Genomic DNA, 11,844 nt, shown 5'->3' with positions numbered 1-11,844 from the left:
TTTTCAAGGAACACTTTGTTTTCGTTGCCATCGCTTGTCGCGGTGACAGCTTATTTATGTTAACATAACCATTTTGTTTTGTCAACATATTTTTTTGAAACTTTTTTGTCCGTTATGGACATGCCGCTTGTTGACGGCTTATTTATAGTAACACAGCCCATGCAGCATGTCAACACTATTTCCAAAAAACTTTCGTATTACCTGTTAAATTCCTTTTAACCATACTGCTCTCCATCAGTACATATAGAAAGTCTGGCCGGTATACTGCCGGCCAGACTCATCATTTAAGAGACTTTGATTTTTAACTGATTAATCCCCGCAATATGCATGTTGAGCGCCAGTTCCTCTGGCTTTAGACCCAACGCCAGACCAATTAACTGCGCTAAATGCAGTACCGGCATTTCCTGGCTGCAGCCAACAGCTGCCTGTCCTTCCGGCTGATTCATATCAAGTGACATTTGGCACAGGGGACAGGGGGTTACAATGCAGTCAGCTCCTGCTTGCAGAGCACTTTGGCAAGTCTTGCCCGTAATGTTGATCATATCTTCATTTGCTGTATAGGTGGAGTGAAAACCACAGCATTTTAATTTGTAGTCAAAGTCAACAGGCTCTGCTCCCAATGCACGGATGACGTTTTCCAGGGATTCAGGATTTGCATGATCCTCAAAATTCATAACGGCAGGCGGTCTTAGGATGTGGCAGCCATAGTAAGCAGCAATTTTCAGACCCCTAAGAGGCTTCTTTACTTTACTTTTTAGCCGGTCCAGGCCAAAGTCACGGACAATTGCCCACAAGAGATGAGTAATCTCTGTCGTGCCCTGATAAGCAAGGCCTGCTTTTGACAATATTGCATTTACTTTTTCCGTTTGCCCGTTATCCAGTTTTGCTTTTGCTTTGCGAAGCATCAGCGTACAGGTGTTGCAAACGGTAAGCAGCGGCAGATCCATCTGCTCGGCCAGCGCAATATTACGGGCGTTAATGGCAGTACTGGTCAAATCATCAATATCCTGAACATGCGATGCACCACAGCAGGTCCACCCCGGAATTTCCACCAATTCAATTCCCAGGACTTTAGCCACCGCAGTAGTGGCAATATAGTTTTCCTTTGAGGCTCCCTCCAAAACGCAGCCGGGAAAAAATGCGTATTTCATTACTTTTCACTCTCCCTTACCGCTTTAAGGATTGCTCTGATTTGGTCATGCCCTTTCACTTTTCCGGGAAAGTGAAGGGGATTTAATTTACCACGCCTTAGCAGCCGCAGCGCCAGAGGGAATTTCTGCAGCGATCCAAAAATTCCGTCACTGCGCAGGGACAATTTCATTTCATTCAGCCGTCCTGTATCTTCAATATCCTTCAGAAAGGCAATTGCATGGCGTGCACCAGGGTTACTCTTATACCCCATCTGAATCGAAGCCTGTCTGAGACGAGCTATATCTTCACCAGGCGAAAGCCCTTTGGGGCACTGAGTGGTGCATTCGACACAGTGCAGGCATTTCCACAGGCCCTTATCAAGCATTGCTTTAATGCGCTCCGCATCGGCTTTATCTCTGGTATCTGCAACGAATTTCCAAACTTTAGCATAAGTAAACGGCTCCAGAAAGTCCTTATTATTCGCACTCAGCTTATTGCATTCAGAAGCACAGGAACCACAAAGTATACAGCCTGCCTGGATATCAATTTTTTTAAAGTCCGCCGCCTTCTGCCGGCAGCCTGTTTTTGCCGTGAATTCATCTTTCGGAATAAGCCAGGTCTTAGCAGCAGCCATTCTCTCCGTCTTAGGCGCCCAATCCACAACTAGATCACGAATGACGGTAAAGTTACCTAATGGTTCAATCATTAAAACGAAGCCAAAACGACGAATAACATCATCCAGCGGAGTTTCGCAGGCCAGCATGGCCTGGCCGTTAACACGAACAGAGCAGGCACCGCAAACCGCCGAGCGACAGGCTGCAGTGAACGTCAGTGTCGGATCAAGCTCTTCTTTGATCTTGATTAAGCCCCATAATATCGTCTTGCCAGGCTGATGCTCAAATTGATATTCCTGAATATACGCCTTTTCTCCATCAAACCGTCTAACCTTATACGTGACTTGGCTCATTAGTATCTCCTTTCCGCCGGTTGATACTTGGTAACAACTACCGGCCGGCAGGTTAATTTATATTGCTGTTCTTCAAGTGCAATGATCGTATGGGTTAGGAATTTTTCATCATCGCGCTTGGGGAAATCATCCCGCAAATGACAGCCACGGCTTTCCTCGCGGTGTATTGCTCCCATAACTACGGCCTTTGCCATTGTCAACATATTTCCCAGTTCAACATAGTTTACGAATGCGCTGTTAAACAGCTTACTACTGTCGCCAACAACACACTGCCGATACTCAGCAATTAAGTCTTCGATCTCCTGACTTGCCTTTTCTAAGTTGGCAGCATTGCGGAATATGCCGACATTATACCACATGGTTTCAGCCATCCGGTCTCGTATCTCAGGTACTGTAGGACCATTCTTGCGAGCGACCGTCTCTTTAAATCTATTCTGCCATTCTACTGCTGTCTTAGCTAAGCCATCTTCATTACCAAACTCCCGCTCCCGTGCACATTGACTTGCGCCCTGTCCGGCAATTTTGCCAAATACCATAATATCGGCAAGGGAATTCCCCCCCAGCCGGTTAGCACCATGTATCGATATGCAGGATGCTTCGCCGGCGGCAAAGACACCATGAACGGCAGTAGCACAGGTCCGGTGGTCAATGACATCGATTCCGCCCATGGTATAGTGACAGGTGGGCCTAATCGGTATTGGCTCTTTAAGCGGATCAACGCGTTCAAAGGCGATTGCCAAATCACGAATGCCGTGGAGCTTTTCCAATATTACCTCTTTATCCAAATGAGTAATATCGACTACGACATAGGCGTTCATGCCCTCGCCGAATCCACGTCCGTCCTTAATCTCATCCTCAATAGCCTTCGCCACGACATCACGAGTAGCAAGCTCCATCTTTTCCGGAGCATACCGTTTCATAAACCGCTCGCCATCTTTATTTAACAGGTACCCGCCTTCGCCGCGAACCGCCTCAGACATTAAAATACCCGTACTTGCCAAACCGGTCGGATGGAACTGAATCATTTCCGGGTCCTTGAGAGGTATGCCTGCCCGGAAGGCAGCCGCCATTCCGTCACCGGTGGATGTAAACGGGTTCGTTGTGCGCAGCCAGTACATTCGGCCGGCGCCTCCGGTCGCAATGACAATTGATTTTGCCTTAATCGGCATAATCTCGCCATCTTTCACCGAGAGTGCAACCACTCCCTGCAATTGGTTATTTTCCGTTACAATATCCAGCAGCTGGCATTCACTGAGAATTTTCACCCCAGCTTTCAAACACTGTTCGTACATGGTATGAAGCAAAGCATGGCCGGTTTTATCTGCCGAATAGCAAGTACGCGGCGAAGACTGGCCACCAAAATTCCGCTGTGAAATGCGACCCTGCCCGTCGCGGGAAAAAGGAACACCCAGATAATCGATTTCCAAAATGGTTTCAGGCGCTTGCGAAACAAAATACTCAATTGCATCCTGGTCACCCAGATAATCACTGCCCTTTACCGTATCAAAAAAATGCTTCTCCAGCGTATCATTCGGATCAGCATTCTTTACGGCTCCGTTTATCCCGCCCTGTGCCATCCCGGTGGCTGAACGGGTAGGAAACATTTTGGTCATTAAACCGACGCTAAGTCCTTGCTGACTGCCTGCTTCCAGTGCAGCCCGCATACCGGAGCCGCCGCTGCCGATAACAAGTACATCAAACGTAAGCATGAGTTCACACCTCAATCTTTTTTTATAACCAAGGAGATTGTCCCAGACGGTCAATCTCCTTGATTGTACTGCTTATAGGCCTTTACAGCTTTTTGTAGGGTTTTTGCCCTTCTTCGTAATAGTTGCGCCCCTCACAATCGATGGCAACGATCGCCGGGAAATCAACTACTTCCATGCGGGCCAATGCTTCCGGCCCCAAATCACCATACGCTACGACATCATATGCCTTGATTGTGCGCGAGATCAATGCTGCGGCACCGCCAACACAGACAAAATAAACTGCGCCATTTTTTTTCATACTGTCAACAACAGCATCTGAGCGATAGCCCTTGCCAATCATCCCTTTCAAGCCCTTATCCAGCAGCTGCGGAGTATAGGCATCACAGCGTCCGGCTGTAGTCGGCCCGGCTGATCCAATCGGCTCACCTGGTTTGGCAGGCGACGGCCCTACATAGTAAACAACCTGGCCGGTAAGATCAACCGGCAGCTCTTCCCCCCGGTCTAAAGCTTCGATCATTCGTTGATGCGCAGCATCACGGGCAGCATAAATAACACCGGTAATTAAAACGCTGTCGCCGGCTTTCAAGCCTTTTACAGCATCTTCAGTAAGCGGAGCAGTAATTTTTTTTTGTTGCGTCATTGTCATATCCTCCCTACAGCGTCACTTCGGCATGCCTGGTTGCATGGCAGTTGATATTCACCGCTACCGGCAATGAGGCAATATGTGTTGGAAACCATTCAATATTAACAGCAAGCGCCGTAGTACAGCCGCCCAGTCCCTGTGGTCCGATTCCCGTTTTATTAATGAGTTCTAACAGTTCTGCTTCCAGCTTAGCGTATTCAGGATGAGCATTCCGCTCGGTCAGCGGACGGATAAGCGCTTTTTTAGCAAGATACGCCGCTTTATCCATCGTACCACCAATACCAATACCGACAACGATTGGTGGACAGGTACTGGAGCCAGCACTAATAACCGTATCTAACACAAATTTTTTCACGCCTGCAATGCCGTCTGCTGGAACCAGCATTTTCAACCCGCTTTTGTTTTCACTGCCTGCGCCTTTGGGAGCAAGTAAAATTTTAAGCTGGTCTCCCGGCACACTTTCCAGATGAATAATTGCCGGAGTATTATCCCCCGTGTTTTTCCGGTTAAAAAGCGGTTCAGCCACGGAAGATTTACGCAGATATCCTTCGGTATAGCCCTTGGCCACACCGGCATTTATTGCCGCTTCCAGTGTACCGCCCACAATATGAGCATCTTGCCCCAGCTCGACGAAGACAACTGCCAGGCCCGTATCCTGACACATCGGTTTGGCTTCATCTCTTGCAATACAGGCATTCTGAAGAATCTGGCCGATAATATCTTTGCCAAGAGGAGACTCTTCTTTCTGCTGTCCGTCTACCAGGGCATTATAGACATCTTCCGATAAGTAATAATTGGCATCAATAGCTAGCTTGGCTACAGCATCCGTAATTGCTTGCGCAGTAATTGTTCGCATTTTATAGGCTCCTTTCGTTTGTGTAGTATTAATTCTCGTATTTTTCCGTCATTCCTACCACAAGCCAAGCACTTTCCACCAAATTGCTCCGAAACCTACCCAAATGATCAGATTAATCACCGAGATAATAAACCCTAATCGCCACCATGTGTTTTGATCAACAAAACCTGCACCAAAATAAATAGGCGAAGGACCGGCGGCATAGTGGGTAAGTGACATGCACAAGTTGGACATAAAGCCTAATGCCAAAGCAGCCAGGTAAGGAGGTGCACCTGCCGCAACAGCTACTGCAATAAAAGCGGAGTACATGGCAGTAATATGAGCTGTCAAGCTGGCGAAGGCATAATGCGCATATAAGTAGACGACTGTAAGGATAACAAAGGCCGGAACCCAGGGAACACCGGCAATACTGGCAGCAACCGCTTTAGCAAACCAGGGAATAAAACCCAGTTTAGACAGGAAATCAGCTAAACCGACCAAACTGCCCATCCAGATTAACGTGTCCCAGGCACCTTTTTCCTCCAAAACATCTTTCCACTCCAGAACTTCGGTTGCCAGCATCACAACAACCGCCATCATAGCAACGACAGTAGCGTCCAGCTTGGTATATTGAGACGTACTCCATAATGCTAAAGCTCCCACAAAAACCAGGGAAACAATTTTTTCGCCTCTACTCATAGCCCCCATTTTCTTTAGCTCTGCAGCAGCAAGCGATTTGGCCTCAGGAGTTTTGGTAATTTCCGGCGGATAAAACTTATACAAAAAGTAAGGTACAACTAAAACAGAAATAAGACCGGGAACGGCTGCCGCAAGAGCCCATTGGCCCCAGGTAATTTGAATGTGCAATGCTTGCGCCGCTAATAGTGCAATCAATGGATTTCCCGCCATAGAGGTAAGAAACATAGCAGAAGTGATCGTATTACCTTGATAAGCTGTCTGCATAAGGTAACTGCCTACCTTACGGGCAGAAGTGCCGGGCTCCGAATCAAATGCCGTACAAAGACTGCGTACGATAGGGAAAATAATCCCACCGGCACGGGCAGTGTTCGAAGGGGTGGCCGGGCTGATAATTAAATCACTGAGTACCAGCGTATAACCTAATTTTAAGGTACTGTCTCCAATAGCACGAATAAGTACATAAGCAATACGGCGGCCTAAGCCGGTTTTAATGAACCCTTTTGCAAACAGAAAAGCTGACACGATCAACCAAATAGTAGTATTCGAGAAGCCGCTGAGCGCTTCTGCCGGTTTCAGCACACCTACAACAGCCGTGAAAGTGATACTCACTAAGGCTACAGCACCGATAGGCATTGGCTGAAGGATAAAACCAAAAATTGTCGCCACAAAGATGGCCATGAGATGCCAAGCCTGGGGGGTTACCCCCTGAGGAACCGGGATGAACCAAAGAATTGCGCCGAGAGCGATAGTGGCCAATGCCCGTACAAACTTACCGTTCATGACAAACACTCCTCCTAAATTTGCTTACCGTACTACTGGTTCCTAAAATTACGGAAATCCAAGTAATAACTTATCATTACTGTAGCATTTATGACACAATATTTAAAATATTCATAAGCTATGGTATAATAGCCTAGAGCTATCGGGCTCTGGCAAGCGATTAACAAGGAGGGTATTTGGTGGAATTTAGGCAGTTAGAGTATTTTTATAAAGTGAGCAGCTTGCGCAATTTTACCAGGGCGGCTGAAGTTCTTCATATTGCCCAACCCTCTATTACGAACGCGATTCATAAGCTGGAAGATGAGCTCGGCCTTCAGCTCTTTGACCGCAGCCAAAAAAAAGTGACGCTTACGCCGGAAGGGCAGGCTTTTCATTTGCGGGCTGAGAAAATTCTGTATGAGGTACAGCAGGCGCTGTCGGAAATGAATGACTTCAAAAACCTTCACAAAGGTACCATAAAGTTTGCCGCTCCTCCCATGATCGGCGCATATTTGTTTCCTAACATCTTTACTCATTTCAAAAATGCCTATCCCACTCTTGACCTCGCCGTATTTGAAGCCGGTTCGCTGGCGGCAAGAACGATGCTGGAAAAAGAAGAACTGGACTTGGGCATAATCATCCTACCCGAGAATAATCAATCCTTAAACACCATTCCTATCACTAGAGAACAAATTATGCTGTGCGTTTCGCCCGATCATCCCTTGAGGGGCAATACCAGTATTGATTTTCATAGTTTAAAATCTGAATCTTTTATTATGCTGAAAGAAGAATTTCTTCACAGGCAGTTAATTCTGGAGGAATGTTCCCGCCATGATTTTACCCCTCATATTGTCTTTTCCTCAAACCAGATTGAAACAATCAAAGCACTTGTAGCAAGCAACGTAGGAATTTCCTTTCTAATGAACATGGTCGTGCGCAATCATCCTAATATCGTCAGTATTCCGCTAGCCAAGCCAATATTCATAACGATTGGACTTGCCTGGAAAAAAGATCGCTATCTTTCTAAGGCTTCTCAGGCCTTTATTGATTTTCTAACTTCTTACTCCCGCCGTCTTCACTATCGGGATGACTTCGGCCAATGACCATACGGCAAAATAAAACCCAGTCCATACAATGGACTGGGTTTTATTATTAATCACTATCTGTTTTCTTTTCCACTGTGGCCAGCGCAACTACCTTATCTTCGGCACTGGTACGCATAAGAGTTACTCCCTGCGTATTGCGGCTAATAACAGATATTTCGTCAATTTCAATACGGATAACGATGCCGTCACTGGTGATCAGCATCAGCTCTTGACCTGGCCGGACTAGCTTAAGCCCCACTACCTTGCCGGTCTTCTCCGTGACTTTGAGGTTAATAACGCCTTTACCGCCTCTGGATTGGGTGCGGTATTCGCGAACCAGCGTCCGCTTACCGTAACCTTCCTCACTGACAGTCAGTACTTCATTGTCCGGTTTGACTACATCGACGCCAACCACGACGTCGCCATCATCCAGGCTAATGCCTTTGACCCCGTGAGCGGTCCGCCCCATAACGCGCACTTCTTTTTCGGCAAAGTGAATCGCCATACCGTCGCGTGTGCCCAGAATGATATGCTGCTCACCGTTCGTAAGCTTAACATCAATCAGATCATCGTCTTCATCAAGGTTGATTGCAATTAAGCCGCCTTTTCTGGCTGTATCAAATTCGGTAAGCTCGGTTTTCTTGACAATTCCCTTCCGGGTCGCCATAAACAGGAACCGTTTCTCAGCGAATTCTTTTATCGGTATTACGGCTGTAATTTTTTCATTCTGCTCAAGCGGCAGCAGGTTGACAACCGCCGTTCCCTTAGCTGTACGACTGGCTTCGGCAATTTCATAAGCTTTCAGCCGGTATACGCGGCCCCGGTTAGTAAAGAAGAGAATATTATGATGAGTGGTAGCCACAAATAAGTGTACCACAAAATCTTCTTCTTTTGTCCCCATCCCGGTAACACCGCGGCCACCGCGTTTTTGACTGCGGTACGTATCGATGTTTAGCCGTTTGATATATCCCTGGTGAGTAATGGTAATAACCACATCTTCCACAGCGATAAGATCTTCTACTTCCAGCTTGGAAACATCACTGGTTATGACCGTCCGGCGATCATCACCGAAACGTTTTTTCACATCCAGCAATTCTTCCTTAATGATGTTCATAACCTTATGCTCGTCTGCCAGGATTGACTCCAACAGCTCAATAGTTTCCATTATGTCTTTATACTCTTGTTCAATTTTAGCTCTTTCCAGACCAGTCAGACGTTGCAAACGCATGTCCAAAATTGCCTGAGACTGCTTTTCGCTTAAAGCGAATCCATCCATCAAAGCCGTTCTGGCTATATCAACGGTTTGCGACCGGCGAATAGTAGCAATAACAGCATCCAGATTATCAAGAGCAATTTTTAATCCCTCTAAAATATGCGCCCTTGCTCTGGCCTTTTCCAGTTCAAACTGAGTCCGGCGAGTGATAACATCTTTTTGATGTGCCAGATAAAGACGCAGCACTTCCTGCAGATTCAGTACGCGAGGGCGCCCGTCCACCAATGCCAGCATATTCACACCAAAAGAATCCTGCAATTGCGTATGCTTGTAGAGTTGATTCAAAACAACATCCGCATTAACATCACGGCGCAGCTCAATAACTACGCGCATACCGGTGCGGTCACTTTCATCTCTGAGATCGGTGATACCATCAATGACTTTATCACGAACCAAATTGGCGATTGTTTCGACGAGTTTTGCTTTATTGACCTGGTAGGGAATCTCAGTAACAATAATCCGGTTCTTACCGTTAGACATGCGTTCAACGCGTGCCTGCGCCCGCATCTTAACACTGCCCCTGCCGGTAAGATAGGCGGACTTAATACCTTCGCGGCCAAGAATGAGTCCTCCCGTCGGAAAGTCAGGCCCTTTGATCGCCATCATTAACTCTTGAATGGATACTTCGGGATCATCAATCATCATAACCAGGCCATCTACTACTTCACCCAGGTTGTGAGGCGGAATATTAGTAGCCATGCCGACCGCAATACCTGATGAGCCGTTTACCAGCAAATTAGGAATCTTTGCCGGCAGAACGGTCGGTTCTTTTAATGATTCATCATAGTTAGGTACAAAATCTACAGTATCTTTCTCAATATCGGCCAGCATTTCAGCAGCAACACGGGACATACGGACTTCCGTGTACCGCATCGCAGCTGCAGAGTCACCATCTACGGAACCAAAATTGCCATGACCGTCCACCAGCAGATAACGGGTGGAAAAATCTTGAGCCAGACGAACACTAGCATCATAGACTGAGCTATCACCATGAGGATGATATTTACCTAATACTTCACCGACAATACGCGCCGACTTTTTGTACGGTTTATTAGGAGTCATTCCCGCTTCATGCATCGCATACAAAATCCGCCGGTGAACCGGCTTCAATCCGTCGCGCACATCGGGAAGTGCCCTCATGACAATTACGCTCATGGCATAATCAATATAGGAGTTCTTCATTTCGTCTTCTATCCGAATGGGCAATACCTTACCTAATCCAAAATCCAGCACTATCTCACCTCAACCATATAAACATAAGCGCTTTAACATGTACATTTTCCCTATCAATGCCACAAATTCCTGCTTTTACTAACAGCATACCCAAAGAATGTTACTTGTAACCAAATTGCAGCCTTCGCCATATAGTAAGGAGAAAGTTAATTATTAATTATGCCGAGGAGCTGACGATCTTGGATATCGGGTTTTTCTACGTGATCCTGCTGGCTATAGCCGTTAGTATTGATGGTTTTGTCGCTGGCGTGGCTTACGGATTGAAAAATATCCGCATGCCCTTTATCTCTCTGGCAATTGTAGGCGTAGTAGCTACCATTCTGACGACTATCGCCATGTTCTGCGCTTATGTGCTGGGGAGTTTTATCAATACCAGCGCAGCAATCGTTACCGGCGCGCTGCTGTTGATCTTATTAGGAGCCTGGAGCCTTTTCCAGCAATACTTGACCCGTAATGTGCCTTCTTATGAGCTGGACGGAGAAGTAACAGCCCACAAACTGACTATTTCCGTTGGCCAGCTTGTTATCAGCATTATGGCTAAGCCGGAAACAGCCGATGTCGACCGCCTGGGCTACATCAGTTCACTGGAAGCGGTTTTTTTAGGCCTGGCTGTCGGTTTGGATGCCATGGTTGGAACCTTTGCGGCTGCCCTCATGGGAGTACTGCCGCTCTATACTCCACCGGCCGTCGGTATCACGCATATGATCTGCATCAGCTACGGCTGCTACGCTTCGAACCGCTTTATCCCGGAGACATTAAAGCAGCGCTTTCCCTACCTGCCGGGAATCCTCTTAATATTTCTTGGTCTAATCAGGCTTGCTTAATTAATACATCTAGGAGGTTTTCATGTTTACGAGCTTTTTTTATGCCCTGTCGCTGGGGCTGGCAGTAAGCCTGGATGCACTGGCTGCCGGAATGGCATACGGCATAAAGAATATTAAAATCCCCTTCACTTCCCTATGTATCGTCGGCACAGTTACTTGCGTCTGTACTGCATTATCCATGATTTGCGCCACACTACTCGGCACTTGGATTGATACCCAGCTTGCCATCATCGGCGGTTCGCTGTTGCTGATTGCCATAGGAGCCTTCAGTCTGTTTCAGGAGTATTTTACCCGCGATGTAAAGCAGTACCACATCGAAGGCGAAGTAACAGCCCGCAAGCTTACCTTTGCGGTTGGAAAACTTGTCATCAGCATTATGGCGCGGCCGGAATCAGCCGACTTTGACGAATCACTAAGCATCAGCACTGTTGAAGCCTTCTTCCTTGGATTGGCGCTTGGTGTTGATAATATGGTGGCAACCTTTGCAGCTGCTCTTATGGGTCTGCTTCCTATTTATACCCCGGTCATCATGGCACTCATTCAGATGGGTTTGATACTGACAGGCATCTATACTGCCAACCGTTTTTTTACGGAAGAGCTTAAAAGCCGATTTCCCTACCTGCCGGGAACTATTTTGATATTAATCGGCTTATTCAGACTAAAATAAACAAGAACAGGCGGCTTGT

Annotated in this window: 10 protein-coding genes; 3 read left to right on the top strand and 7 right to left on the bottom strand. The window is 46.9% G+C overall.

The window, feature by feature from the left end:
* Window positions 1-284: 284 nt before the first annotated feature.
* The 6 genes from EV210_RS18990 to EV210_RS18965 form a co-directional block, all read right to left on the bottom strand.
* A complete protein-coding gene (locus EV210_RS18990) occupies window positions 285-1,151 on the bottom strand; it encodes a CoB--CoM heterodisulfide reductase iron-sulfur subunit B family protein (protein ID WP_132082935.1) in 867 nt (288 codons plus the stop codon).
* On the bottom strand, window positions 1,151-2,098 hold the full coding sequence (locus tag EV210_RS18985) for a succinate dehydrogenase/fumarate reductase iron-sulfur subunit (protein WP_132082934.1): 948 nt from the start codon (window positions 2,096-2,098) through the stop codon (window positions 1,151-1,153). Before EV210_RS18985 ends, EV210_RS18990 begins: the two co-directional genes overlap by 1 nt.
* Window positions 2,098-3,807 carry an FAD-binding protein gene (locus EV210_RS18980; RefSeq protein WP_132082933.1) on the bottom strand — a complete coding sequence of 570 codons (1,710 nt, stop codon included), beginning with the start codon at window positions 3,805-3,807 and terminating at the stop codon, window positions 2,098-2,100. Before EV210_RS18980 ends, EV210_RS18985 begins: the two co-directional genes overlap by 1 nt.
* A gap of 82 nt (window positions 3,808-3,889) precedes the next feature.
* The gene (locus EV210_RS18975) at window positions 3,890-4,447 is read right to left on the bottom strand and encodes a Fe-S-containing hydro-lyase (protein WP_132082932.1); all 558 of its coding nucleotides are present in this window, start codon (window positions 4,445-4,447) and stop codon (window positions 3,890-3,892) included.
* A gap of 13 nt (window positions 4,448-4,460) precedes the next feature.
* Window positions 4,461-5,306 (bottom strand): fumarate hydratase, encoded by an 846-nt coding sequence (locus EV210_RS18970; RefSeq protein ID WP_132082931.1) that lies wholly within the window; start codon window positions 5,304-5,306, stop codon window positions 4,461-4,463.
* Between the two features lie 54 nt (window positions 5,307-5,360).
* A complete protein-coding gene (locus EV210_RS18965; RefSeq protein ID WP_132082930.1) occupies window positions 5,361-6,764 on the bottom strand; it encodes an anion permease in 1,404 nt (467 codons plus the stop codon).
* A 179-nt stretch (window positions 6,765-6,943) separates the two neighbouring features.
* On the opposite strand from EV210_RS18965, the gene EV210_RS18960 reads away from it, so the two are divergent.
* Window positions 6,944-7,846: a LysR family transcriptional regulator gene (locus EV210_RS18960; protein WP_132082929.1), complete on the top strand. Its 903-nt coding sequence runs from the start codon at window positions 6,944-6,946 to the stop codon at window positions 7,844-7,846.
* Window positions 7,847-7,895: 49 nt separating this feature from the next.
* Here the strand turns inward: EV210_RS18960 and gyrA are convergent, their stop codons facing one another.
* Complete coding sequence (gene gyrA / locus EV210_RS18955; RefSeq protein WP_132082948.1) at window positions 7,896-10,331, bottom strand: DNA gyrase subunit A; 2,436 nt, start codon at window positions 10,329-10,331, stop codon at window positions 7,896-7,898.
* A gap of 182 nt (window positions 10,332-10,513) precedes the next feature.
* On the opposite strand from gyrA, the gene ytaF reads away from it, so the two are divergent.
* Both ytaF and EV210_RS18945 read left to right on the top strand, forming a co-directional pair.
* Window positions 10,514-11,158 carry a sporulation membrane protein YtaF gene (gene ytaF / locus EV210_RS18950; protein ID WP_243650636.1) on the top strand — a complete coding sequence of 215 codons (645 nt, stop codon included), beginning with the start codon at window positions 10,514-10,516 and terminating at the stop codon, window positions 11,156-11,158.
* Window positions 11,159-11,180: 22 nt separating this feature from the next.
* Window positions 11,181-11,825 (top strand): manganese efflux pump, encoded by a 645-nt coding sequence (locus EV210_RS18945; protein ID WP_132082928.1) that lies wholly within the window; start codon window positions 11,181-11,183, stop codon window positions 11,823-11,825.
* The last annotated feature ends 19 nt before the right edge of the window (window positions 11,826-11,844 follow it).

The organism is Anaerospora hongkongensis (assembly GCF_004339805.1).
In the GTDB taxonomy this organism is placed as follows: Bacteria; Bacillota; Negativicutes; order Sporomusales; family DSM-15969; genus Anaerospora; species Anaerospora hongkongensis.
Note: the sequence above shows the minus strand (reverse complement) of the source record. Positions and strands in the feature narration are given on the sequence as shown.